This window comes from Variovorax sp. VaC1, assembly GCF_043658315.1.
Lineage (GTDB): Bacteria > Pseudomonadota > Gammaproteobacteria > Burkholderiales > Burkholderiaceae_C > Variovorax.
In genome coordinates this window covers 934,602-958,708 of record NZ_JBIGLT010000003.1, presented here as the reverse complement: position 1 = coordinate 958,708, position 24,107 = coordinate 934,602, and the positions used below count along the sequence as shown (strand labels likewise).

The window sequence follows — 24,107 nt, the reverse complement described above, 5'->3', positions numbered from 1 at the left end:
TCAAGTTGTGCGTTGAGTAAGCCCGTGTAGCAACGTCGAAATCAGGCCACGTGCGCGCTGGATGTCGTGCCATCGAGCGCTGCCTGCCTGGCGGGCCGCACGATGAGTCTGTTCACCAGCGTGGTCAGTCCTTCGGTACGGCGCGCGGCGCGCTCGGCGGCCTGCCGCTGGGCTTCGTCGGCCACCTTGCCGCGCAAGGTCACCACACCGTTATCCACACACACGTCGACGTCGCAAGCGTTGACGGCAGGATCCCAGTTGAGCTGGGCGAAGACATCGTGCCTGAGTTGAATGTCGGGGTTCATGGCAGTCCTTTCGGAGAACGGGCAAGTGAAGAGCGGGTGAGATCAGGTCTTGTCGGAACCCGAGGAACGGACCGAGCGCCTCATGGCTTCGAGCGTCCGAGCAGAGGCGTCCGCGGCCGCCTTGGCGGCGGCACGCGTGGCTTCTTCTGCTTTGTCGAGTGCCTCGCGCGTGGCGTTCGCGGCCTTCTCAGCCTCTTCCTTGCTGGCCTGCGCAGAGCGCGCGACCGATTCTTCGGCCCGGGCAAGGGCCTCCTTGGTCGCGAACGCAGCCTTGCTGCCTTCTTCTTCGGCGGCCCGCGCGGCATCCTTGCTTTCATCGAGCGCCTTTGCACTCGCCGTGGCGGTCTTTTCTTCTACCCGCGTGGCGGCTTGCGCGGCCTTTCGCGCGGCGCGGCGTATGCCTTCCGCCATGGCTTGCGACACCTTGCCTGCGTTGACCCTGCCTTTTTCCGCCGCATCCTTGGCGGCGTCTGCGGCCTTACGGGCAGCCCGCTCCGCGTCTTGCGCGGCCTTGTGCGCCGCCTCGCGTGTCTTCTTCTGCAACGCGCTTTCGGGTGGGCTCAATTGAGCGGGAACGGTGTAGTCCGCAGCAAAGGCTGTGGCACTGAGCGCAATGGCGATGGGCACCAGCAAGGCGCGAAATGTGTGAGAGGTGGTCATGGTGTTCTCGTTGAAGTGAAGGGTTGAAAGATTTGGGTTGGCCATTCGAACGTTCAAGCGGTGCCTTCCAGGCGCACCAGCAGAACAGGCACGGCGCTGCTTCTCACGATGCGCTCTGCGTCGCTGCCCAGCGCCAACCGGCTGAGACCCCGGCGGCCATGGGTGCCCATCACGATCAGGTCGCAGGCCGCTTTGCTGGCCTCTTCGATCACGACGTCAGCAACGCGGTCCTGCGTGACTTCGCGCATCACGGTTTCGGCTTCCACACCAGCCATCGTGGCCTGTGCAAGGGCCTTGGCGAGCACCGATTCCCCGTACTGGCGCATCCTCTGGAGGCCCGCCTCGAAGCTGGCGATCGTCGAGAGGTCCGCAAGCATCGGGAAGTCGTCGATGACATGCAGCAGCCGCAGCTTGCTCTTGAGCGCCGACGCCAGGTGAATCGCCTCCTGCAGGCCGCGATCGGCAGTGGAACTACCGTCCAGCGGAACCAGGATGTGCGTGTACAGGGACATGGTGTTCTCTCCTCGGGGCCGCCTGAAACAGACACCTGCCGCCGGCCCCGGCGCGACGGGCAGACGGATTTTTCGGCCATGCGACTCCGTCGGGCTTGCGCCACGTCAATATCGTTCGAACTCGACATTTGCCCAGGCCGTTCAAGCGCGGGCCGGGCGTTGACCTGTATCAAGGTTCAATACAGCCGCAGTCCGCAGAATGCTTCGCACTGTTCTTGAGGTACGAATGCAATCCTTGCTCTATTCCGGCGTTTTCGATCTTCCCTGGTGGGGTGCGGTGCTGGTCGCGCTGGCGCTCACGCACGTCACCATCGCTTCGGTCACCATCTTCCTGCACCGGCATCAGGCGCATCGCGCGCTCGAACTGCATCCTGTTGCCAGCCATTTCTTCCGGTTCTGGCTGTGGCTGACCACCGGCATGGTGACCAAGGAATGGGCGGCGGTGCACCGCAAGCACCACGCCAAGTGCGAAACCCCGGAAGACCCGCACAGCCCGCAGGTGTACGGCCTCAACCGGGTGCTGTGGGGTGGGGTGTTCCTGTACGTGCGCGAAGCGGCGCACGCGGAAACCCTGGAGCGCTACGGGCACGGCACGCCCGACGACTGGATGGAGCGCCGCGTTTATTCGCGCTACAAAATCCTCGGCATCGTGCTGATGGGCGTGGTGGACATGGTGCTGTTCGGTGCCGTGCTGGGCGGCCTGATCCTGCTCACGCAGATCGCGTGGATTCCGTTCTGGGCGGCCGGTGTGGTCAACGGCATCGGCCATTACTGGGGCTACCGCAACTGGCCCGCGCTCGACGCCAGCACCAACATTTCGCCGATCGGCATCCTGATCGGCGGAGAAGAGCTGCACAACAACCACCACGCTTTTCCGACCTCGGCCAAGCTGTCGAGCAAGTGGTTCGAGTTCGACATCGGCTGGCTCTACATCCGCACGCTGCAGGCCCTGGGCCTGGCCAAGGTGAAACATGTGGCACCGACGCCGCGCCTGGTCGCGCCCAAAGCGAGCGTCGACCTGGCCACGGTGCAGGCGATCATCCGTTGCCACTACGACGTGCTGTCGAACTACACGCGCTCGCTGAAGAAGGCCTGCGTCACGGAACTCGATCGCCTGCGCCGCCTGTCGCCGGAAGCCGCGCGCGCGCTGAAGTCGGTAAAGCCCTTGCTCGGCAAAGACGAGAGGGTGTTGGGCCCGTCGCGGCAGCTTCAGGTGATGCAGGCGTTGAATGCATCGCAGGCGCTGACTACGATGTATTCGATGCGCAGGGAATTGACCGCCTTGTGGAGCCGCTCCGCCGCGACCAGCGAGCAGCTTGCCCGGCAGTTGCAGGACTGGTGCCAGCGCGCCGAGGCGAGCGGCATCGCACCGCTGGCCGACTTTTCCCGGCGCCTGCGTTCCTATGCCTGAACGGCCCCGAACTCAGGAGACGCGAATGAAGCCGGTGCCCGCAATTTCCGCCGTGTGTGCCATGTCTGCCGTGCTGGCGTTGACCGCCTGCAATGGCCTGGCCACGCAGGCACCCGCCGGCAGCACGCTGGTCGGATCGCTCGCGGGCGTGGCACCGGGCAGCGTGGCGGCACGGGCCATGGATGACAACGACCGCCGCCGCGCGGCGAGCGCACTGGAAGCCTCGCCCAGCGGCGAGTGGTCGGCCTGGCGCAACCGCGAGACGGGTGACAGCTTCGTGTTCACGCCCACGCGCAGCTTCGACCAGCGCGGCACCCGGTGCCGCGACTTCAGGCTCGAGGTCGTGGTTGGCGGGCGGCCCGACAGCATCGGCGGCAGCGCATGCCGGCAGGCCGATGGCAGCTGGCGCATTTCGGGGTAGCCCCTGGGTGGGCAGGCAGCCATGCTCCGGCGATTCGATGTCTGCAACGGCGACGCCGATGGCCTTTGTGCTGCCGTTCAATGGCGGCTTCATAAGCCCGGCATCGCCGAACTTGTGACGGGGCTCAAGCGCGACATCGCGCTGCTCGGCCGCGTGCCGGGGCGGGCCGGCGACGAAGTGAACGTGTTCGACCTCTCGATGCAACGCAACCGCGACGACCTGTTGCGCCTGCTCGGCGATGGCGTGCGCGTGCGCTACTTCGACCATCACGCGGCCGGCGAGGTGCCGGTGCACCCCCATCTCGAGGCGCACATCGACGAAACGAGCGAGGTCTGCACCAGTCTACTGGTCGACCGCCGGCTGGGCGGCGCCTACCGCGCGTGGACACTCGTCGGGCTTTACGGCGACAACCTCGGCAAGGTGGCCGACCGGATGGCGCTGCAGGGCGGCTTCGAGCCCGGCGACTGCGCGGGGCTGCGGCGGCTGGGCGAGCTGATCAACTACAACGCCTACGGCGACGACGAGCGCGACGTGTGCATTGCGCCGCGCCTGTTGTTTCCGCTGATGGCGCGCCACGCGGACCCGCGCGACATGCTGGCGCACGAGCCCATCGTCGACGAAATCGATGCGGTACGCCGCAACGACCTGCGGCAGGCCGCGGGCACTGCCTCGTTCTGGCAGGGGGCTCACGGCAACGTGCGCGTGCTGCCCGATGCGCCGTGGAGTCGGCGCGTGCTCGGCTGCCTGGCCAACACGCTGGCCAACAGCGAGCCCGACCTTGCGCACGCGGTGCTGAAGGCGCAGGGCGACGGCTACGTCGTCAGCGTGCGCGCGCCGCTGGCACGTCCGCACGGCGCCCATGCGCTGTGCAGCCGCTTCGGCGGCGCCGGCCGCTCGCGCGCCGCCGGCATCGACCGGCTGCCGCAGGACGAGCTGCCGCGTTTCGTCGAGGCGTTCGCGACCGCATCCTGGGGTTAGCCCCTGAAGATGTCGAAAGGCTCGATGCGCAAGACCCGGCGAATGCCGAAGTAGCTGGAGATGGCCGCGATCACCAGCACCATGGCAAAGGCCAGGCCCAGGTTCCAGAACGTCACGATGGCGGCGTAGGTCGGCAACTGCGAGCGCGCGACCGTGATCATCAGCGTGACCAGGCCCACGCCCAGGCCGAAGCCGGTCAATGCGGTGAAGGTCGCCATGAAGAGGATCATGTAGACGAGTTCACGCCCCTTGGCGCCGATGGCCTTGAGCGCGCCGAACTTCTCGAGGTTCTCCAGGATGAAGCTGTAGAAGGTCTGGCCCGAGATTGATAGCCCCACCAGGAAGCTGATGACCGTCATGATCAGGATGTTGGTGCCGATGCCCGTCTTGTAGGTGTAGTAGTCGGTGATGGTCTGGTTGAACTCTTTCTGGGTCAGTGCCACATAACCGAGCTTCGCGACTTCGCGCTTGATGCTGGCCACGGCCGTTGCGTCGCGCGGCTGCACCAGCACGTACGAGATGGTGAAGCGCATGGTCGGCAGGTACTGGATCGCGCGGCTGTAGGTGGTGTAGAGCGTGGGCACGCCATTGAGGCCGTTCGATGCGACCCTGGCGATGCCGACGATCACGCCGCGGTTGTCGTTGAGCTCGAAGGTGGTCCCGATGCGGGGGTTCTCCAGTTTGCCGAACTCGGCGTCATCGACCACGAAGAAGGAGTTGTCGGCGTAGATGTCTTCCAGCCGTCCTTGTGCGATCTCGGGGCGACCGAGCAGGCTGGTGTCGTCCAGCCCGACCACCGAAACAGACTGGTAGGTGCCGCTGTCGAGCTTGACCAGTGCGCTGCCGATGAACAGCGGCACGGCGTAGCTCACGCCGTTCATGCTGCGCACGCTGTCCAGCAGGTAGTCGGGCAGGGGAATGGCGCTGGTGGGCGTGTTCACGGCCGGGTCCATGATCCACATCGCCGCCCCGACGTTTGTGACAGTGGAGTAGGCGCGGTTCAGGATGCCCGCGAACATGGCCGTCATCTGCATCATCAGGAAGACGGCGAAGGTGATGCCGATCAGGAGCGCCGAGAACTTGGCCCGGTCATTGACCAGCAGCTTGAAGCCGATGCGCAGGATGCCGCTGTATTTCAGGGTCATGGCGTGGCGACTTTCCCTGTATCGGTTTCGGCGGCCTTTGCATTCCACCAGCCGCCGCCGAGCGCCGCGAACAGCGCGACCGTGTCCTGGTGACGCTGGGCCACGGCGGCCAGGTAGGAAATGGTGGCGCTGTGAAACTGCACGTCGGCCGCCTGTACATCGAGGTACGCGACCATGCCCGCGCGGTAGCTGGCGCGCTGCAGCGCCAAGGCATCGGCCGCCGCGCGCTGCGCGTCCGCCTGCGCCTGAAGCACCTGCGCGTCATGCGCCAGCGCCTGCAGCACATCGGCCACCTGCGCGAACGCGGCGAGCACGGTCTGGCGGTAGTCGGCCTGCCGGGCGTCGTAGGCATCAATCGCGGCCTGTCGCTGGGCCCGCAGGGTGCCGCCGCGCAGCAGCGGCATCGCGATGGCGGGCGCAAAGCTCCAGTACCGTCCCCCGGCGGCCAGCAGGTTGCCCAACCCCGAGCCCGCGGTGCCGTAGTCGGCGCTCAGGGTGAAGCTGGGAAACATGGCCGCCGTCGCGACGCCGATGTTGGCGCTGGCGGCACGAAGCTGCGCCTCGGCGGCGAGGATGTCGGGGCGCTGCCGCAGCAGCTGCGAGGGCAGGCTCAGGGGCAGGTCTTGCGGCAACACCAGCTCGGCAAGGTCGATCTCGGGCAGCGAGGCCTCGGCCGGCGCGTCGCCCTGAAGCAGCGCCAGCAAGTGGTCGGTCTGGCTGATCTTCTGCGCCAGCGTGGCCAGTTGCGCCTTGTTGGACGCAATGAGGCTGCGCTGGCTCAGCTGGTTGGCATAGGGCGCCGTGCCCGCGCGCACCTGGGCCTCGATGCTGTGCAGCTGATCGACCTCCAGCGCAATCAGCTCTTCGGTCGCGCGCAACTGGGCTGAATAGGCCGCGCGCGCTATGCAGGCATTGACGAGGTTCGCCTCGAGCGCGAGGTACGCCGCCTTCGTCGTGAAGTGCTGGTTGTCGACCTGCGCGGCCAGGCCCTCGACGGTGCGGCGCTCGCCGCCGAAGACGTCCAGCGGATAGCTGATGCTGCCGCTCAGGGTCACTACCTTGTAGAGGGTGCTGGCCGCGCTGGAGCCCTGCACGGCCGGCGCCGTGCGTGCGCGCGTGGCGGCCAGGGCCGCGTCGACCCGTGGATAGAACACGCCGTTGCCCGCGCGCAGGTTGTCCTGGCTCTGGCGCAAGCTGGCCTCGGCCGACTGAAGCGTCGGGTTGTGCCGCAGCGCCTGCTGCATCGCGGCATCCAGCGAGGGCGATCTGAAAAGGCGCCACCAGTCGGCGGGCACACCAGCGTCCGGCATGAAGCGCTGCGACTGCCCGTCAGCGATGTCGGTCACCGCTGCCTGCGGCTCCCGCGTGTAGCGATCCACGCCGGGTGCCGCGGGCCGCACGAAATCGGGGCCGACCGCACAGCCCGCCAGCAAGGCCACGCCGGCTGCGGCGAGTGCGATCGTGCGCAGGTTGCGGGCCGGTGCATCGGGCTTTGTCATTTCTGTCCGATGAACACATCGACGAGCTGGCCCGGGTAGACCATGGTCGGTGTTTGCATCTTGAAGCGGAAGATCACGGGCAGCACCCGCAGGTCGACCTTCTCCTGGCGCTGGTTCGAGAGTTCGAGCTTCGGCGACACATAGGGCTGCACGCGCACGAACTCCAGCGGCACCTTCACGTCGGTGCCGCGCAGCGACATCTGGGCCTGGATGCGGTCGGGCGGTGGCAGCCGCGAGACCAGGATCTCGTCCACATAGCAGCGCACCGCCAGGTAGTCTTGCGGCGCGCTCATGACCACCAGCGGCGCCTGTCCCTGCGTGTAGCTGTCCAGCACGCCGAGCGACGACGTGTAGCTGCCGGCCGATGCGTTGACGGCCAGCACCACGCCGTCGGTGCGGGCGGTCACGGTGAACTTCTGCAGCAGCGCCAGCGCGGCCTGATAGGACTGCTGCAGCGCTTCGTACTGCCGGCGCTGGTTGAGGATGTCGTAGCTCCACGCCCCCGCACGTGAAAGCACGTACTGCTGGCGCGCCACTTCCAGCGCCGCGTTGGCCTGCCGCACAGCGTCTTCGGCGGTGTCGAGCACGTCCTTGCTGATCGAGTGCGGGTCGATCTCGAAGCTGGCGCGCCGCTTGGCGAACTGGTTGCTCGCCACCTTGAGGTTGGATTCGGCCAGGTTCACCTGCGCCTTGGCAATGGCCAGCACCTCCTTGCGCGGCTGGGCCTGGAGTTCGTTCAGCAGGGCGAGCGCGGCTTCGGACTGCAGGCGCAGTTGCTCGGTCGTGGCCTTTTGCACGGTGTCGTCCAGCATCACCAGCGGCGTGCCGGCCTTGACGGCCTGCCCCTCGTGCACGAGCACCCGCGCAATGATGGCCGAAACCTCGGGGTTGATGTTGATGTTGGCGCCGCCGCCCTGGTTGCTTTCGACGATGCCGTTCGCGTAGATCGCCGTTACGTAGGGATTGCTGACCGGCGCGTACGCGGGCGGCTGCGCCTTTCGTTCGATGCCGAAGACGTAGGCTGCCACCAGCGCGGCCAGAAGGCCGGTCACCGACAGCACGAAGATCAGTTTTTTTCTCATTCCGTGCCCTTGTCCAGCCCGGTGATGCGGCCGTCTTCCATGTGGACGATGCGGTCGGCGTACTCGTTGATGCGCGCGTCGTGCGTCACGATGAGGATGCAACGCCGCGCATCGAGCACCTTCTCCTTGACGAAGGAGATGATCATCCGGCCGGTGTCTCCGTCCAGCGATGCGGTAGGTTCGTCGAGGATCAGGATCTCCGGGCTGCTCACGATGGCACGTGCGATCGCCACGCGTTGCTGCTCGCCGCCCGAGAGCTTCACCGGCACGATGTCGCCGCGCCCGCGCAGGCCGACGATGTCCAGGAACTTTCTGGCCTGTGCGATGGAATCATGCCAGTCGAGGTGCTTGAGGATCAACGGGATCGCGATGTTCTCGGCCGTGGTCAGGCGCGGGAACAGGTGGTAGTCCTGGAACACGAAGCCGATGGTGTTCAACCGGAAATCGGCCAGCGCCTCCTTGCCCAGTGCCCAGATGTCGGCCCCTTTCACGTTCACGGTGCCTTCATCGGGCCGCAGGATGCCGGAGATCATGCTCAGAAAGGTGGTCTTGCCGCTGCCCGAGGGGCCGACCAGAAACACCATCTCGCCGAAATGCGCCACGAAGTTCACGTGGTTCACCGCGGTCATCCGCGCCTCGCCCTCACCAAAGTATTTGGTCAGGCCCGAGGCGATGACGGCCTCTTGTCTTGCGGTGACGGTGCTTGCTTCCATGGGCGGGGCGGTGGTGCGGGTGATCGGGTTTTCGGATCGCCTGGGGTGAGTCTTTGTGAGAGCAGTGAGTTCAGGTTAGGCGGCGCGCCTGTGGGCCTGCTTGATCCTGCGCAAGCAAGTAGGCAAAGCGGCGACAGACTTGACGCGGCGCAAGAAACCGGGGCCGGCGCTCCCTAGGATCGATCGACGGCTGTGGCTGCAATTGCGGCTGCAACAAGGGCTTCACTGCTTTGGTCGGCCTGTCTTACTTCTGCAAGGAGCATCTCGTGTACCAGCGAATTCTCATTCCCATCGACGGCAGCCTGGCGTCGGCACAGGGTGTCGAGGAGGCGATACGCGTTGCCACACCCAAGAGGAGCCGGGTACGGCTGCTTCATGTGATCGATGATCTGGCATACGCCTACGCCGATTACGCGTGGGATGGATCGCCGGAATTGCACGAAGAAGGCGCACGCCTGCTGGTGCGTACCGCCGAGCAGGTCCGGGCGGCGGGCATCGAGGTCGACCAAGTGCTGTACGACGCCTCCGACGGGACGGTCGCCGACCTCGTGAACAGTGAGGCCCACAAATGGCACGCCGACGTGATCGTGATCGGCACGCATGGCCGGCGCGGGTTGGGCCGCCTGTTGCTGGGCAGCAGCGCGGAACGGATCGCGCGCGAGGCGTCGGTGCCGGTGCTGCTGGTGCACGAGGCGGTGCCCGCAGCCGATGCTGCAGCCGGCGCCGTACCAGGCGGCGCAAGGCCAACACCGTCCGCCGAGCGCGTCTTGCCGACATCCGCGCAGGATTGAGCCTTTGCCTTCGGTCCGGCCTGTTCCAGATCGGCGAAGGCGAAAAGTGCTCAGCTCACAGGTGCGCCGATGCAGGTTTGCCGCTGCGCGACGAGCGGCGCGACAGGGCTCGGGCCGCGAACGAGCAGCACCGGCACCGTCGCATGGCGCAACACGTTCTCCGCGCTGCTGCCCAACGTCAACCGATCGAAGCCGCGCCGGCCATGCGTGCCGATCACGATCAGGTCCGCGGGCCACCTTGCGGCTTCGGCAACGATCAGTTCGAAAACGACGCCTTCGAAGGTGTCGTGCAGCACGGTGTCGACTTCCACGCCTTCGGCCTGCACGATCTGCCTGGCAGATTCCAGGAGCCCGAGTGCCTCTTTGCGCAGTGCCGGCATGCAATTGGTTGCCCAGCCGGCATAGACGATCGACAGCTCGTCGATCACATGCATCAGCCGCAGGCGCCCGTGTGTCAGCTTCACGATGGCAATCGCTTCCTGCAGCCCATGCGCCGAAGTTGCGCTGCCATCGAAAGGGACGAGGATCTTTTGGTACACGTCATGGCTCCTTCTGAGGTGCTGTGTTGTCGTTGAAGATCCGCCCTGTGTGCGCAGGATAGGCACGCGGCGCATGGCGGCGGTTGATCTGACGCAACGTTGGAGGCGGGCGCCAGTGGCGCCGTTCGCTTGATTCACGTCAAGCCGCATTCGTGCGGCGTGTCCAGAATGGGCCGCTATGCCATCCGGCAAATTGCGAGGAACCCCATGAAAAAAATACTGGCCCGATGCCTGGCCGCCTTCAGGCGGCGCGCACCCGTGCACACGCGCGACGAAGAGTTCGAACTGCTGCAGCGATTGCGCGAAGCCGGCCTGTGAACTGGCGCGTCGACCGTCGGGTGGGTTGACGGGAAAGAGCTGACGAAAAAGGGCGAGCCGCCCTCAGAGCAGGCGCATTGCCGCCCGGTGTGCGCGCCACTCGAGCAGCTCGAAGATGACCATGCCGGCCAGCATCGCGGCCACGAAGACGAGGGCCTTGGTTTCGCCCATTCCCAGCGCCACGAGGCCCGGCCCGGGGCAAAAGCCCGCGATGCCCCAGCCGACGCCGAAGAGCAGGCTGCCGACGATCAAACGGCGATCGATGTGGCGCGCGGAGGGCAGGCGCATCTCGGCGCCAAGAAAGGACACCGTGCGGCGCCGGGCCACCATGAACGCGACCATCCCGACCGCGATGGCGCCCGCCATGACGAAGGCCAGCGACGGGTCCCACGCGCCAGCAAGGTCCAGAAAACCGAGCACCTTGGCCGGATTGGCCATGCCGGAGACGATGAGACCGAGCCCGAAGACAAGGCCCGCGAGCAGCGAAGCAAGCTGGATCATGAAAGCCTCCTCAGGCGCCGAGCAGGTGGCTCACCACGAACACGGTGACGAAACCGGCGGCCATGAAAGTGACGGTGGCCGCGAGCGAGCGCGGCGACAGGCGGGAAATGCCGCAGACCCCGTGGCCGCTGGTGCAGCCCGACCCGTAGCGGGTGCCGATGCCGACGAGCAGACCGGCAAGAATCAACGCGCCGTACCCCGCGTCGATCTGCGGCCTGGGCAGCACGGCAAAGAGCAGATACACGCACGGCGCGCCGACTAGCCCGAGCACGAACGCCGCACGCCAGGCCACGTCGCCCTTCGACGGCCTGAGCAGGCCCCCAAGCACGCCGCTGATGCCGGCGATGCGCCCGTTGAGCAGCACGAACATCGCGGCCGCGACGCCGATGAGCACGCCGCCGGCCGTTGCGGCAAGCGGCGTGAAGTGATTCCAGTCGATGGCCATCATTCCTCCTTGGGGCAGTAGATACGGTAGAGAACCGCGAGGATCTCCAGCATGGCTGGGTCGGCCACGCGGTAGAAGATGTTCTTGCCTTCGCGGCGGGTGTCGACCACGCCTTCGTTGCGCAGCACGCCCAGTTGCTGCGACAGCGTGGGCTGGTGAATGCCCAGTTTCTGCTCCAGGTCGCTCACGCACATCTCGCCTTGCGACAGTTGGCAAAGCAGGAGAAGGCGGTCTTCGTTGGCCAGGAGCTTGAGCGCCACGACCGCCTTGCCGGCGGCACCGCGCAGGACTTCGGGGTCGATGGCCGTGGATGAGGTTTTCATGGGTTCGTGGCGTTGCTTGCGATTGATATATTATATTTAAATATATATTGTTTGTTGACCAACTGAACCTCGATGGAGGGAACACCCATGACAGCCCGCACGACGATCCAGGGTTTCTTCGATCCCGCAACGTGGACGGTCTCCTACGTCGTCTGGGACCTCGCGACAAAGCACGCCGCAGTCATCGACCCGGTGCTCGACTACGACTTCAAGTCGGGGCACACCCGCACCGTGGCCGCCGACAGGTTGCTGGCCTGCATCAAGGCGCACGGCCTGCAGGTCGACTGGATTCTGGAAACCCACGCACACGCCGATCACCTGTCGGGTGCCCGCCATATCCAGGAGCAGGTCGGCGGAAAGATCGCCATCGGCGAGAACATCCGTGCCGTGCAGGCGGCCTTCAAGAAGCTCTTCAACCTCGAACAGGGTTTCGTGCCCGATGGCAGCCAGTTCGATCATCTGTTCAAGGATGGCGAAGTCTTCCGGATCGGCGAGGTCGAAGCCACCGCCTTGCTGGTGCCGGGGCACACCCCCGCGGACATGGCCTATCTGGTCGACGGTGCCGTCTTCGTCGGCGACACGCTCTTCATGCCCGACCTTGGCAGCGCGCGCGCCGACTTTCCCGGTGGCGACGCGCGTCAGCTCTACAAGTCGATGCGCCGGCTGCTCGAGTTGCCGCCCGAGACCGTCATTTACGTCTGCCACGACTACCCGCCGGCATCGCGGCAAGCCGCCTGGCAGACCACCGTTGCGCAACAGCGGGCGCACAACATCCATGTGCGCGACGGCATCGGTGTCGACGAGTTCGTGGCGATGCGCACGGCCCGCGATGCAACCCTGGATGTTCCGACGCTGATCCTTCCGTCGATCCAGGTGAACGTGCGGGCGGGGCGGCTTCCTCCCGCCGACGACAACGGCGTCGCGTACCTGCGCATTCCGTTGAACGCGCTGCCGGTGCACCGCCCCCCGGCCCAAGGCTAGCCGGGCAGGGCAGGGCGGGGAGGCGCGAGGCGGGCTCAGTGCGCCTCGATCAACTGATCGAGGATGGCCGGGTTCTCCAGCGTCGACACGTCCTGCGTGATCGCCTCGCCCTTGGCCACCGAGCGCAGCAGGCGCCGCATGATCTTGCCGCTGCGCGTCTTGGGCAGGTTGTCGGCGAAGCGGATCTCTTTCGGCTTGGCGATGGGGCCGATCTCCTTGCCGATCCAGGTGCGCAACTCGGCGGCTAGGCGGTCCGCATCGGGGCCGGCGGGCCGCGGCTGCTTGAGCACCACGAACGCGCAGATCGCCTCGCCCGTGGTCTCGTCGGGTCGCCCGACCACCGCGGCCTCGGCCACCAGCGCCGTGCAGGCCACCAGCGCCGATTCGATCTCCATCGTGCCCATGCGATGGCCGCTGACGTTCAGCACGTCGTCGATGCGCCCGCCGATGGTGAAGTAGCCCGTTGCCTCATCGCGCGATGCACCGTCGCCCGCCAAGTAGTAGCCGCGCAGCTCCGGCGGGTAGTAGCTCGAGCGGTAGCGCGCGTCGTCGCCCCACACCGCGCGGATCATGCTCGGCCACGGCTTCTTGATGACCAGCAGGCCGCTCTCGCCGTTGGGCACGTCGTTGCCGGTCTCGTCGACGATGGCCGCGGCAATGCCCGGAAAGGGCAGGGTGCAGGAGCCCGGCACCAGGTCGGTGGCACCCGGCAGTGGCGTGATCATGTGGCCGCCGGTCTCGGTCTGCCACCAGGTGTCGAGCACCGGGCAGCGGCCGCCGCCCACGTGCGTGCGATACCACTCCCAGGCCGCCGGGTTGATCGGCTCGCCCACCGAACCCAGCACGCGCAGGCTGCGCAGGTTGTAGCGGTCGGGGTGCACGGCCGGGTTGCCTTCGGCGGCCTTGATGAGCGAGCGGATGGCCGTGGGCGCGGTGTAGAAGGCCGTCACCCCGTGCCGCTCGATCATCTGCCAGAAGCGCCCCGCGTCGGGGAAAGTGGGCACACCCTCGAACACCACCTCGGTCGCGCCGATGGCCAGCGGCCCGTAGGCGATGTAGGTGTGGCCGGTCACCCAGCCGATGTCGGCGGTACACCAGAACACATCGTCGTCGTGCATGTCGAAGGTCCACGTCGTGGTCAGCGCCGCGTGCAGCAGGTAGCCGCCGCTGCTGTGCTGCACACCCTTGGGCTTGCCGGTGGAGCCCGAGGTGTAGAGCAGAAACAGCGGGTGCTCGGCCCCCACCCATTCGGGTTCGCAAAGCTCGCTCTGCGCCCCGGTGATCTCGTGCATCCACAGGTCGCGTGGCGTCCACGCGATGGGGCCGCCGGTGCGGCGATAGATGATGACCGACGCCACGGCCTCGCAGCCGCCCAGCGCGATCGCCTCGTCGACCAGCGCCTTCAGCGGCAGCTGCTTGCCCGCGCGCACCTGCTGGTCGGCGGTAATGACCACGGCTGCGCCGGTGTCGGCGATGCGGTCGCGCAGCGCATGCGCCGAGAAGCCGCCGAACACAACCGAGTGCACCGCGCCCAGCCGCGCGCAGGCCTGCATGGCCACCACGCCCTCGACCGACATCGGCATGTAGATGACGACGCGGTCTCCCTTCTTCACGCCGCGCGCCTTCAGCGCGTTGGCCATGCGGCAGGTTTGTGCGAGCAACTGCGCATAGGTGGTGCGGGTGACCTTGCCGTCGTCCGACTCGAAGACGATCGCCACCTTGTCACCCTTGCCAGCGGCCACCTGGCGGTCCAGGCAGTTCCACGAAACGTTGAGCGTGCCGTCGTCGAACCAGCGGTAGTGCGGTGCCTTGCTGCCGTCGAGCACCTGGGTGAAAGGCGTCTTCCAGCCGAGGAATTCGCGCGCCAGCCGAGCCCAGTAGCCCTCATGGTCGGCGTCGGCTTCGGCCACCAGCGCGTCGTAGGCGGCCCGGCCGGCAACGTGCGCGGTGCGCTGGAGCGCCTCGGGCGGCGCATAGGTGGGCAGCTTGGGCAAGAGATCGGGTGCGTTCATGTCTCGTGTCTTTCGTTGGTTGACGACATCACGCCGACACGCCGCAAGCGTGCGCAGGCATGGAAGGGGGTGAGCGCATCGTGACGCTTGCGCGAAGAATAAAGTTTGCGCCAGCGCAAGCTTCGACCCGGCGCGCGGGGCCCTAATCCGCTCACCCGCACCCAAGGAGACACCATGGAAGACGACCTCGCCGCGCGCATCGCAGCGCATCCCCAGTATCTGAAACTCAAGCACCGGCGCGACCGTTTCGGTTGGACACTCGCGCTGCTGATGCTCATCGTGTATTACGGCTTCGTTCTGCTCGTGGCCTTCGACAAGGACTTCCTGGCGCGGCGCATCGGCGACGGCGTGATGACGCTGGGCATGCCGATCGGCTTCGGCGTGATCGTCTTCACCATTGCCATCACCGCCTACTACGTGCGGCGTGCCAACGCCGAGTTCGACGTCTTGTCCGAAACCGTCATCAAGGCCATGCAACCCGGCGCTTCGAAGGGTGCGCAGAAGGGCGTGAAGAAATGAAAGCCCGTCTCTTGCGCGCGCGTTCCGCCGCCTTTCTCTTCGCGCTGTGCGCCGCCTCCGCAGGTGCCCTTGCCGCCGGTGGCGACCTGGGGCAGCTTCAGCAGCAGCCGACCAACTGGACCGCCATCAGCATGTTCGCGTTCTTCGTGGTCGGCACATTGTTCATCACCAAATGGGCCGCCACGCGCACGCGCTCGGCGGCCGACTTTTACACGGCGGGCGGCGGCATCACCGGTTTCCAGAACGGGCTGGCGATTGCGGGCGACTACATGTCGGCCGCTTCCTTCCTCGGCATTTCGGCGGCGGTGATGGCCACGGGCTACGACGGGCTGATCTATTCGATCGGCTTCCTGGTGGGCTGGCCAGTCATCACCTTCCTCATGGCCGAGCGCTTGCGTAACCTGGGCAAGTTCACCTTCGCCGACGTGGCGGCCTTTCGCTTCAAGCAGGCGCCGGTGCGCATCTTCGCGGCCTCGGGCACGCTGGTGGTGGTGGCGTTCTATCTCATCGCGCAGATGGTCGGCGCCGGGCAGCTCATCAAGCTGCTGTTCGGCCTGGAGTACTGGATCGCCGTGGTCATCGTGGGCTCGCTCATGATGGTCTACGTGCTCTTCGGCGGCATGACGGCCACCACCTGGGTGCAGATCATCAAGGCGGGCCTGCTGCTGGGCGGCGCGAGCTTCATGGCCATCTCGGTGCTGTGGCACTTCGGCTTCAGCCCCGAGGCGATGTTCGCCGGTGCGGTGAAGGTCAAGACCGACCTGGCACTGAAGGACGGCAAGACCGCCCAGGTGGCCGCAAGCATCGGGCAATCGATCATGGGGCCGGGCAACTTCGTGAAAGACCCGATCTCGGCCATCTCCTTCGGCATGGCGCTCATGTTCGGCACGGCCGGCCTGCCGCACATCCTGATGCGCTTCTTTACCGTGCCCAGCGCCAAGGAGGCGCGCAAGTCGGTCATGTGGGCCACGGGCTGGATCGGCTACTTCTACCTGCTGACCTTCATCATCGGCTTCGGCGCCATCACCTTCGTGCTGACCAACCCCGACTTTCTCGACGCCAAGGGCGTGCTCAAGGGCGGCGGCAACATGGCGGCCATTCACCTGGCCAATGCGGTGGGCGGCAACGTGTTCCTGGGCTTCATCTCGGCGGTGGCCTTCGCGACCATCCTGGCGGTGGTGGCGGGCCTCACGCTGTCGGGTGCTTCGGCCGTGTCGCACGACCTGTATGCCACCGTCATCAAGAAGGGCGACGCGGGCAGCACGGCCGAGCTGCGCGTGTCGAAGATCACCACGGTGGCGCTCGGCGCGCTGGCGGTGCTGCTGGGCATCGTGTTCGAAAAGCAGAACATCGCCTTCATGGTGTCGCTGGCCTTCGCCATCGCGGCCTCGGCCAACTTCCCGGTGTTGTTCATGTCGGTGCTCTGGAAGGGCTGCACCACGCGCGGCGCGGTGATCGGCGGCTTTCTCGGGCTGGTGTCGTCGGTGGTGCTGACGGTGGTGTCGCCCTCGGTCTGGGAGGCCACCTTCGGCTACCCGGCCGGCTCGGCACTTTTCCCGTACACCTCGCCGTGCCTGTTCTCGATGAGCATCGCGTTCGTGGGCATCTGGCTGTTCTCGGTGCTCGACCGCAGCTCGCGTGCGCAGGTCGATCGCGGCGGCTTCCTCGCCCAGCAGGTGCGCTCGGAGACCGGCATCGGCGCGCATGGCGCCAGCGGGCACTGAATGGGCCCAGGCGCCGGCCATTGATTCACAGGCCCACTGACCACGGCAGGCGCCGTGGTCAGTCCGCGCCGATCAGCACCTTGACATGCGCTGCCGCGCTGCGGGCGAGGGCGCTGAGCGCATAGCCGCCTTCAAGGCACGAGACAACGCGCCCCTGGCAATGCCGCTGCGCCACGTCCATGATCTGCCGCGTGACCCAGGCGTAGTCTTTCTCCACCAGCCCGAGGTTGCCCATGTCGTCTTCCCGGTGCCCGTCGAAACCCGCCGAGACGCAGACAAGCTGCGGCGCAAAGGCATCGAGCGCCGGCAGCCAGCGGTCGGTGACGGCCGCGCGGAACGCGTCGCCGCCGGAGCGCGTGGGCAGGCCCACGTTCACCATGCGCGGGCCGTTGTCGTCCTCGCCCGAAAAAGGGTAGATGCCCTTCTCGAAGATCGAGCACATGAGCACGCGGTCGTCGCCGCGAAAGATGTCGGCGCTGCCGTTGCCGTGGTGCACGTCGAAGTCGATCAGCGCCACGCGGCGCAGGCCGTGCACGTCCAGCGCATGCCGGATGCCGACCGCCACGTTGTTGAAAAAGCAAAAGCCCATGGCTGCATCGCGCGTGGCATGGTGGCCCGGTGGGCGCACGTTGCAAAAGGCCGTGGGCGCCTTGCCGGCCAGCACCAGGTCGGTGGCCAGCACCACGGCCCCCGCGGCGCGAAGCGCGGCCCGCACCGTGTGCGGGTTCATGAGGGTGTCGGGATCGACGAAGCGGTGCCCCTCGGCCGGGGCCTCGGAGATGAGTTCGCGCACGTACGACATCGTGTGCGCACGCGCGAGTTGGGTGCAGGTGGCCAGGGGCGCGTCGTGCGGCGCCATGTAGTCGAGCAGCCCCGCGATCAGCAGCCGGTCGTGAATGGCGGAAAGCCGCTCGGGGCATTCCGGGTGGCCCGCGCCCATGTCGTGGCGCGCGCAGTCGGAGTGGGTGATGTAGGCGCTGAGCATGCGGGCTCCTCGGAAAACCTCGGAAGACCTGGGCGTTCCGCGCGGGAAGCCCGCTGCCGGCAGCGCCGGTTTGCGTGGGGGTTACTGGATCTTCAAGACGTTGTGGGTGCCGTTCGCGCGCTTGGGCAGCGTCAGGCGCAGCACGCCGTCCTCGAGCTTTGCCACGGCGTTCTTGTCGTCGACTTCGCTGGCCAGCGAGAAGCCGCGCGACACGCTGCCGTGGTAGGTCTCGCGAACGATGGAGCGGCCGTGCTTTTTCTCTTCGTCTTTCTTGATCTCGGCGGAAATCGAAACGTAGCTGCCGTCGACCGACACGCGCACGTCTTCTTTCTTCGCGCCGGGAATCTCGGCCGTGATGAGGTATTCCTTGTCGTTCTCGGCGACGTCGACGCGGATGTCCGCGGGCAGATCGGTCTCGTCGAACATTTGCAACGGCCGTGCCCAGCGGCGCAGCATTTCGGGAAAGAGGTTTTCAATGCGATCCAGGCGGGACAGTGCGGTGTTCATGCGCGATGCTCCATGAATGAGTTGAGGGAAATCCACTTTAGGCAGGCGCATCGGCGGCTCCGTTGCGCTGGATCAAGTGCGCGTTTTGTTACCGCGAGACCATGGCGCTGTCGCTGTCCGCGATCGAACAGGAGCAACCCATGCAGCCCTCGCACTTGATGCACTCCACGCGTCCCATGCCTGCCGCGTCACCCCATGGCCACCGCAGACCGCAACGGGCCGGGCTGGCGGCGGCCTTGCTGATCGCGCCGCTCGTCCTCTTCGCGGCCCTGCACGGGAGTCCGGCCCGGGCGCAGGGCCAGTCGCAGTCCCGGGGTGAATTGCTTTACAACATGAGCTGCGTGGCCTGCCACAACGAAAAGATGCACTGGCGCGGCAGAAAGCTGGTCTATGACTGGGACAGCCTCGAAGAGCAGGTGCGGCGCTGGCAGCAGGCCTCTTCGCTCAACTGGCGCGACGAAGACATCGTAGAAGTCGCCCGCTATCTCAACGAGCGCTTCTACGGTTTCACGCCGACGAGCACGACGGGCTTGCTGAAGTCTTCAGTTCCAGGACCATCCGCCGCAAGCCCGACGCGGGCGGCTCAGCCGCATCGGCCTTGAAGCCCATCGCGGCCGAAAGCTTCAGCATGCGCGTGTTTTCGCGCAGCACAAAGCCGACCAGCCGCTCGATGCCGCGGCGGCGCGCATGCTCGATCAGGCGCTCGAAGAGCAGGGCGCCCAGCCCCTGGCCCTTGAGGTCGGAGCGCACGATGATCGCGAACTCGGCCTCCACGTTGTCGGGGTCGCTCACCGTGCGCGCCACGCCCAGCGTCTCGGCAAGGCCCTGGGCATCGGTGGCCTCGGCAATGAAGGCCATCTCGCGGTCGTAGTCGATCTGGGTCAGGCGCGCGAGCTCGCTGCGCGGCAGTTCCTTGCGGGGAGAAAAAAAGCGCATGCGGATGTCTTCCGCATCCATCGATTCGAGAAAGCGCCGGTGCTGCGCCTCGTCCTCGGGGCAGATCGGCCTGACCACGATCGCGCGGCCATTCCAGGTTTGCGCGCGCACCCACTGGGCGGGGTAGGGCAGGATCGCGAAGCGTTCGGCACCACTCACCGGTGTGCGCGACAAGCGCACGCGCGCATCGAGCGCCAGCGCGCCGTTCTCGTCGACCCATAGCGGGTTGATGTCCAGCTCGGCCAACTGCGGCAGATCGGCGAGCATCTGCGACACCGCGATGAGCACGTCGTACAGCGCATCGAGCCGGGCCGGCGGATGGTCGCGAAAACCGGCCAGCAGGCGGGCAACCCGGGTGCGCGACACCAGCTCGTGCGCGAGCGTGCGATTGAGCGGCGGCAGCGCGATGGCGGTGTCGCCCGTGACTTCGACCGCGGTGCCGCCCTGGCCGCAAAGGATCACCGGGCCGAAAACGCTGTCGATGCTGGCCCCGACGATCATCTCCTGCGCATGCGGGCGCTGCACCGAACGCTGCACGGTGAAGCCGTCGATGCGCGCCAGCGGCCGGGCGGTTCGCACCGCGTCGAGCATCTCGCCGGCCGCGCGGCCCAGGGCGGCCTCGTCGGCCAGCCCGAGCCGCACACCGCCCACGTCCGACTTGTGGGTGATGTCGCGCGAAAGGATCTTGAGCGCCACCGGATAGCCCAGCCCGCGCGCGGCTTCGATGGCCGCCTGGGGCGTTGCCGCCACGGCCAGCGTGGGCACGGCCTGAATGCCGTAGGCCTGCAGCAGCGCCTTCGCTTCCGCTTCGCCCAGCCACTCGTGCCCGTCGGCCAGGGCCGCCTCCAGCGTTGCCCGCACCACGCCGCTGTCGGGCATGGGGTTGCGGCTGGCGCTCGGAGTCTCCATCAGGATCTCTTGATTGCGCCGGTAGGTCTGCAGCATCGCGAAGGCGTGCACCGCTTCTTCGGGTGTGGCGTAGTCGGCCACGCCCGCTTCTTCAAAGAGCTTGCGCGCCTGCACCACCGCGTTGTCGCCAAGCCAGGCGCTCATCACGCGCGAGGTGTGGCCGCGCACCAGCGGCAGACAGGCGCGCGCGATGTCTTCGCTGCGCACGATGGCCGTCGGCGCATGTACGAAGAGCACGGCGCCCGCCGATTGGTCGGCCAGCAATGCCGAGAGCGTTTCGGCATAGCGCTCCACCGGAGCGTCTCCGATGATGTCGACGGGATTAGCATGCGACCAATTGGGCGGCAGCAGCGCATCGAGGCGCTCCAGCAATCGCGCGCCGGGGTCGGCGAGCCTCACGCCTTCGCGCGCCGCCGCATCGGCGGCCATCACGCCGGCGCCGCCGCCGTTGGTCATGACGGTGAGCGTGCTGCTCCGGTTGCCGCGAAAGCGCGACAGCGTTTCCGCAGCGACAAAGAGCTCCTGCAAGGTGTCCACGCGCAGCATGCCGGCACGCCGGATGGCAGCGTCGTAGACCGTGTCCGAGCCCGCCAGCGCGCCGGTGTGCGAGGCCGCTGCCTTCAGGCCGTTGCCCGCGCGCCCGGCCTTCACCACGATCACCGGCTTGTTGCGCGCCGCCGCCCGCGCGGCCGACATGAACTTGCGCGGCGACTCGATCGATTCCACGTACAGCAGGATCGCCCGCGTGTGCGCGTCGCTGGCCAGGTGGTCGAGCAGGTCGCCGAAATCGACATCGCAGTGGTCGCCCAGCGAGATCAGGTGCGACAGGCCGACGCCACGGCTGCGCGTCCAGTCGAGCACGGCCGTGACCAGCGCGCCCGACTGCGAAACGAAAGCGACGTCGCCCGCCAGCGCGTCGGTGTGCGCAAAGCTGGCGTTCAGGCCGATATGGGGGCTCAGCAGCCCCAGGCAGTTGGGGCCGAGCAGGCGCAGCGTGAAGGGCCGCGCCGCCTCCAGCGCGGCCTGCTTCTGTTGCGCGCTCAAGCCCGCCGTGACGATCACCACCGCGCGCGTGCCGAGCGCGCCCAGTTCCGCGACCAGCGGGGCCACGGTGGCCGGCGGCGTGCAGATCAGCGCCAGATCGGGCGCGGCGGGCAGGTGCGCGGTGTCGGGGAAAACCGGCACGCCGTCCAGCGTTGCGTGCTTCGGATTCACGCCGTAGACCGGCCCCGCGAATTTGCCGGCGCGCAGGTTGCGCCAGACGGTGGCGCCGACGCTGCCGGGCCGGTTGGAGGCGCCGAACACGGCAACGGACGCTGGCGACAGCAGGCGATCGATATGGCGAATGCTCAAGGGCGGCTCCGTAGTGGCCGGCCATGGTGCGGGGCGGGGCAGGCCGCTGGCTTGATGCAGGTCAACCCGCTGCGATGCGGCGAGCGCAAGCTCCCGATGCGAAGGAACCGCCATGCTTTCCCATTGCCTTGAAGCCGCGTCCGATGCCGCCCACATTTGATCCATGGCAGGCGTACGTGGTCGCGGCCGAGGTGTCGATGGCCACGCGGGCCTCGGCCGAGTCGCTCGCCGCGTTGCGCGCGCAGCGGCTTGCGGCGCTTTTGACGGCGGCGGCCGGGCATTCGCCGCGATACCGGCGCCTGCTCGCCGGGTGCGATCCGTCCACCGCGCGGCTCGAAGACCTGCCGGTGTCGCGCAAGGCCGAGCTGATGCGCGATTTCGAGGGCTGGGTGGCAGACCCCGCGCTGTCGCTGCAGGTGCTGCGCCGCTTCATTGCCGACCCCGCGAACATCGCGGCGAGTTGCCTCGGCCGCTACACCGTGTGGGAAAGCTCGGGCAGCACCGGCGAGCCTGCGGTCTTCGTGCAAGACGCGCAGGCGATGGCGGTGTACGACGCGCTGGAGGCCCTGCGGCGCCCGCTGCTGCGCCCGCTCGACCGGCTGCTCGACCCGTGGAGCCTCACCGAACGCATCGCCTTCGTCGGGGCCACGCAGGGGCACTTTGCCAGCACGGTATCGGTCGAGCGTTTGCGGCGCCTGCAACCGGGCCTTGCCGACCGGCTGCGCGGCATTTCCTTCCTGCAGCCACTCGACAAGCTGTGCGCCGAGCTCGATGCATTCGAGCCCACGGTGGTGGCGACCTATCCCAGCGCGGCGGTGCTGCTCGCACAGGAGCGGCGCGCCGGCCGGCTCAAGGCGATGCCGCGCGAGATCTGGACCGGCGGCGAGACGCTGTCGCCCGCCAGCCGCGCGTTCGTGCGCAGCGCGTTCGGCTGCCCGGTGGCCAACAGCTATGGCGCCTCGGAGTTCCTGTCGCTGGCGTTCGAGTGCCCCTTGGGCGTGCTGCACCTCAACAGCGACTGGGCGATCCTTGAACCGGTCGATACACAAGGCCGCGCCGTGCCGCGCGGCCAGGCGGGCACCACGACCTTGCTGACCAACCTGGCCAACCACCTGCAGCCGCTGATTCGCTACGACCTGGGCGACCGGGTCACGCTGCTCGACACGGCCTGCCGATGCGGCTCGCACCTGCCGGCCATCGAGGTGCAGGGGCGCGACGACGACATGCTGCGGCTGGCGGGCGGCGCCGGAAGGCCGGCCGTGACCGTCGTGCCGCTCGCGGTGAGCACGGTGCTCGAGGAAGAGGCCGGCCTGTTCGACTTCCAGCTCGTGCAGCAGGGGCCGCACGACCTGCTGCTGATGTCCTGCGCGCAAGGCGAAACGGCCGGGCAGACCTTGCGCAGGGCGCGCACTGTGCTGGCGGCATTCCTCGAGGCGCAGGGCGCACAGGGCATTCGCATCCATTGCCGCAGCGGCGAGACCACCCGTTGCGGGCGCAGCGGCAAGGCCGCGCGGGTGATCTCGGAGGCGAACGGCGCGCGGGCTGTCTGTTGAATTGCATTGCCCCCTGGGCGTGCGGTTCGTTTCAGGTGCCACGAGGCATCGACCTGCGGCCCTCTTCATCGAGGCGCAGCGGGATCAGTGCGCCATCCAGACAGGAACCGTGGCCGATTCCAGCACCGTGCGCGTGGCGCCCCCCAGCACCAGTTCGCGCGCGCGGCTGTGGCCATAAGCGCCCATCACGATCAGCCCCGCGCCGATCTGCGCGGCCAGCGACAGCAGCGCCTCACCGGCGTGCCTGTCTTTCAGGGCCGCGTGCCCATGGGTCTGCCCGATGCCATGCAGGTGCAGATAGTCCCGCAGCCGGACCATCGGCGGCCCCGGGTCTTCGCTGTCTACCGAGCAGACCAGATGGACCTCTTTCGCCGACCTCAGAAGGGGCAGGGCGCTGGTGAGTGCATGCGCGGATTCGCGTGTCGGGCGCCAGGCGACCAGCACTCTTTCGGGTGCCGGAGATATCCTGCCGACGGAAGGAATGACCAGCGCCGGCTTGCCGCTTCCCAGCAGCACCGCTTCGACGAAGTCGCCGGGCACGTCGAAGCCGCTGGCGTCGCGCGGGTTGCGCTGCCCCAGCACCATGAGGTCGCAGGTGAGCGCATGGCGGATGAAGGTCTCGATGACAGGCTCGCCGCGCAGCTCGCGCCAGTCGGTGCGGTTGGCGTGGTCGTGCAGGAGCCGCTCGAACACGGCGGCGGCATGGGCGCGGTGGTCGGGGTCGATATCGCCCGACACCGGCATGGGAGACATCCCGCCGATCATGGGCAGCACCGCGAGCACGCTCGGGCACACCGCGAAGAGCGCGGTCAACGCCGACTCGTGTGCAGCCGCGAGCCGGTGCGCCAGCCGCATCCGCGCCTCGGCACGCGCGGTTCCGTCGAGATGGACAAGGATCGAGCGCAGCGTGTTCATTTGCGGGCTCCATGCGCGGCTGAGGCAGGTTGCAGGCCGGGCCGGGGTGGCCTGTGCAGGCCCCCCTTTT

The 24,107-nt window shown here is 67.3% G+C and carries 25 protein-coding genes; 9 read left to right on the top strand and 16 right to left on the bottom strand.

The features are described from left to right. Positions 1-41: 41 nt before the first annotated feature. The 3 genes from ACGLHS_RS16745 to ACGLHS_RS16735 all read right to left on the bottom strand — a co-directional run bounded on the left by ACGLHS_RS16745 (position 42) and on the right by ACGLHS_RS16735 (position 1,477). Positions 42-305: a BON domain-containing protein gene (locus tag ACGLHS_RS16745; protein ID WP_394481371.1), complete on the bottom strand. Its 264-nt coding sequence runs from the start codon at positions 303-305 to the stop codon at positions 42-44. A 42-nt stretch (positions 306-347) separates the two neighbouring features. Beyond that, the gene (locus ACGLHS_RS16740) at positions 348-932 is read right to left on the bottom strand and encodes a hypothetical protein (RefSeq protein ID WP_394481479.1); all 585 of its coding nucleotides are present in this window, start codon (positions 930-932) and stop codon (positions 348-350) included. An 86-nt stretch (positions 933-1,018) separates the two neighbouring features. After that, positions 1,019-1,477, bottom strand: coding sequence for a universal stress protein (locus ACGLHS_RS16735; RefSeq protein WP_394481369.1), 459 nt, complete (start codon positions 1,475-1,477; stop codon positions 1,019-1,021). A 226-nt stretch (positions 1,478-1,703) separates the two neighbouring features. On the opposite strand from ACGLHS_RS16735, the gene ACGLHS_RS16730 reads away from it, so the two are divergent. The 3 genes from ACGLHS_RS16730 to ACGLHS_RS16720 are packed head-to-tail and all read left to right on the top strand — an operon-like array spanning position 1,704 to position 4,287. Further along, positions 1,704-2,888 (top strand): fatty acid desaturase, encoded by a 1,185-nt coding sequence (locus ACGLHS_RS16730; RefSeq protein ID WP_394481367.1) that lies wholly within the window; start codon positions 1,704-1,706, stop codon positions 2,886-2,888. Positions 2,889-2,913: 25 nt separating this feature from the next. Next, on the top strand, positions 2,914-3,309 hold the full coding sequence (locus ACGLHS_RS16725; protein WP_394481365.1) for an RT0821/Lpp0805 family surface protein: 396 nt from the start codon (positions 2,914-2,916) through the stop codon (positions 3,307-3,309). 21 nt (positions 3,310-3,330) lie between these two features. Then, the gene (locus ACGLHS_RS16720) at positions 3,331-4,287 is read left to right on the top strand and encodes a hypothetical protein (protein WP_394481363.1); all 957 of its coding nucleotides are present in this window, start codon (positions 3,331-3,333) and stop codon (positions 4,285-4,287) included. Here ACGLHS_RS16720 and ACGLHS_RS16715 read toward each other — a convergent pair. Genes ACGLHS_RS16715 through ACGLHS_RS16700 form a run of 4 tightly spaced genes read right to left on the bottom strand, consistent with a single transcriptional unit; the run spans position 4,284 to position 8,726 of the window. Next, on the bottom strand, positions 4,284-5,432 hold the full coding sequence (locus tag ACGLHS_RS16715; protein ID WP_394481361.1) for an ABC transporter permease: 1,149 nt from the start codon (positions 5,430-5,432) through the stop codon (positions 4,284-4,286). The genes ACGLHS_RS16720 and ACGLHS_RS16715 overlap by 4 nt on opposite strands. Beyond that, the gene (locus ACGLHS_RS16710) at positions 5,429-6,931 is read right to left on the bottom strand and encodes an efflux transporter outer membrane subunit (RefSeq protein ID WP_394481359.1); all 1,503 of its coding nucleotides are present in this window, start codon (positions 6,929-6,931) and stop codon (positions 5,429-5,431) included. The genes ACGLHS_RS16715 and ACGLHS_RS16710 overlap by 4 nt, the downstream gene beginning before the upstream one ends. Beyond that, on the bottom strand, positions 6,928-8,013 hold the full coding sequence (locus tag ACGLHS_RS16705; RefSeq protein ID WP_394481357.1) for an HlyD family secretion protein: 1,086 nt from the start codon (positions 8,011-8,013) through the stop codon (positions 6,928-6,930). The genes ACGLHS_RS16710 and ACGLHS_RS16705 overlap by 4 nt, the downstream gene beginning before the upstream one ends. After that, on the bottom strand, positions 8,010-8,726 hold the full coding sequence (locus ACGLHS_RS16700; protein WP_394481355.1) for an ABC transporter ATP-binding protein: 717 nt from the start codon (positions 8,724-8,726) through the stop codon (positions 8,010-8,012). The genes ACGLHS_RS16705 and ACGLHS_RS16700 overlap by 4 nt, the downstream gene beginning before the upstream one ends. A 266-nt stretch (positions 8,727-8,992) precedes the next feature. Between ACGLHS_RS16700 and ACGLHS_RS16695 the strand changes: the two genes are divergently transcribed. Further along, positions 8,993-9,517, top strand: coding sequence for a universal stress protein (locus tag ACGLHS_RS16695; RefSeq protein WP_394481353.1), 525 nt, complete (start codon positions 8,993-8,995; stop codon positions 9,515-9,517). A gap of 50 nt (positions 9,518-9,567) precedes the next feature. Here the strand turns inward: ACGLHS_RS16695 and ACGLHS_RS16690 are convergent, their stop codons facing one another. From ACGLHS_RS16690 to ACGLHS_RS16675, 4 genes are all read right to left on the bottom strand, one after another. Continuing rightward, entirely contained in the window at positions 9,568-10,206 is a 639-nt protein-coding gene (locus tag ACGLHS_RS16690) for a universal stress protein (protein WP_394481351.1), read from the bottom strand. 231 nt (positions 10,207-10,437) lie between these two features. Further along, positions 10,438-10,875 carry a DUF6691 family protein gene (locus ACGLHS_RS16685; RefSeq protein ID WP_394481349.1) on the bottom strand — a complete coding sequence of 146 codons (438 nt, stop codon included), beginning with the start codon at positions 10,873-10,875 and terminating at the stop codon, positions 10,438-10,440. Between the two features lie 10 nt (positions 10,876-10,885). Further along, positions 10,886-11,320, bottom strand: a complete 435-nt coding sequence (locus ACGLHS_RS16680) for a YeeE/YedE family protein (RefSeq protein WP_394481347.1) — start codon at positions 11,318-11,320, stop codon at positions 10,886-10,888. Further along, positions 11,320-11,643, bottom strand: coding sequence for a metalloregulator ArsR/SmtB family transcription factor (locus ACGLHS_RS16675; RefSeq protein ID WP_394481345.1), 324 nt, complete (start codon positions 11,641-11,643; stop codon positions 11,320-11,322). Before ACGLHS_RS16675 ends, ACGLHS_RS16680 begins: the two co-directional genes overlap by 1 nt. A gap of 87 nt (positions 11,644-11,730) precedes the next feature. Between ACGLHS_RS16675 and ACGLHS_RS16670 the strand changes: the two genes are divergently transcribed. After that, a complete protein-coding gene (locus ACGLHS_RS16670; RefSeq protein WP_394481343.1) occupies positions 11,731-12,624 on the top strand; it encodes an MBL fold metallo-hydrolase in 894 nt (297 codons plus the stop codon). 35 nt (positions 12,625-12,659) lie between these two features. Here ACGLHS_RS16670 and acs read toward each other — a convergent pair whose 3' ends face one another. Further along, positions 12,660-14,636 (bottom strand): acetate--CoA ligase, encoded by a 1,977-nt coding sequence (gene acs / locus ACGLHS_RS16665; RefSeq protein ID WP_394481341.1) that lies wholly within the window; start codon positions 14,634-14,636, stop codon positions 12,660-12,662. Positions 14,637-14,810: 174 nt separating this feature from the next. Here acs and ACGLHS_RS16660 point away from each other — a divergent pair, with 174 nt between their 5' ends. Both ACGLHS_RS16660 and ACGLHS_RS16655 read left to right on the top strand, forming a co-directional pair. Continuing rightward, a complete protein-coding gene (locus tag ACGLHS_RS16660; RefSeq protein ID WP_394481339.1) occupies positions 14,811-15,155 on the top strand; it encodes a DUF485 domain-containing protein in 345 nt (114 codons plus the stop codon). Next, positions 15,152-16,879, top strand: a complete 1,728-nt coding sequence (locus tag ACGLHS_RS16655) for a cation acetate symporter (RefSeq protein WP_394481338.1) — start codon at positions 15,152-15,154, stop codon at positions 16,877-16,879. The genes ACGLHS_RS16660 and ACGLHS_RS16655 overlap by 4 nt, the downstream gene beginning before the upstream one ends. Before the next feature lie 58 nt (positions 16,880-16,937). Here ACGLHS_RS16655 and ACGLHS_RS16650 read toward each other — a convergent pair whose 3' ends face one another. Together ACGLHS_RS16650 and ACGLHS_RS16645 are read right to left on the bottom strand one after the other, a co-directional pair. Beyond that, positions 16,938-17,864 carry a histone deacetylase family protein gene (locus ACGLHS_RS16650; protein ID WP_394481337.1) on the bottom strand — a complete coding sequence of 309 codons (927 nt, stop codon included), beginning with the start codon at positions 17,862-17,864 and terminating at the stop codon, positions 16,938-16,940. Positions 17,865-17,945: 81 nt separating this feature from the next. After that, entirely contained in the window at positions 17,946-18,371 is a 426-nt protein-coding gene (locus tag ACGLHS_RS16645) for an Hsp20/alpha crystallin family protein (RefSeq protein WP_394481335.1), read from the bottom strand. A gap of 101 nt (positions 18,372-18,472) precedes the next feature. Between ACGLHS_RS16645 and ACGLHS_RS16640 the strand changes: the two genes are divergently transcribed. Then, entirely contained in the window at positions 18,473-18,973 is a 501-nt protein-coding gene (locus tag ACGLHS_RS16640) for a hypothetical protein (RefSeq protein ID WP_394481333.1), read from the top strand. On the opposite strand, the gene ACGLHS_RS16635 is transcribed toward ACGLHS_RS16640, so the two are convergent. After that, positions 18,879-21,569 (bottom strand): GNAT family N-acetyltransferase, encoded by a 2,691-nt coding sequence (locus ACGLHS_RS16635; protein WP_394481331.1) that lies wholly within the window; start codon positions 21,567-21,569, stop codon positions 18,879-18,881. The two genes, ACGLHS_RS16640 and ACGLHS_RS16635, sit on opposite strands and share 95 nt — an antisense overlap. A 143-nt stretch (positions 21,570-21,712) precedes the next feature. On the opposite strand from ACGLHS_RS16635, the gene ACGLHS_RS16630 reads away from it, so the two are divergent. After that, complete coding sequence (locus ACGLHS_RS16630; RefSeq protein WP_394481329.1) at positions 21,713-23,122, top strand: phenylacetate--CoA ligase family protein; 1,410 nt, start codon at positions 21,713-21,715, stop codon at positions 23,120-23,122. Positions 23,123-23,206: 84 nt separating this feature from the next. Here the strand turns inward: ACGLHS_RS16630 and ACGLHS_RS16625 are convergent, their stop codons facing one another. Continuing rightward, the gene (locus ACGLHS_RS16625) at positions 23,207-24,037 is read right to left on the bottom strand and encodes a universal stress protein (protein ID WP_394481327.1); all 831 of its coding nucleotides are present in this window, start codon (positions 24,035-24,037) and stop codon (positions 23,207-23,209) included. Positions 24,038-24,107: the final 70 nt, after the last annotated feature.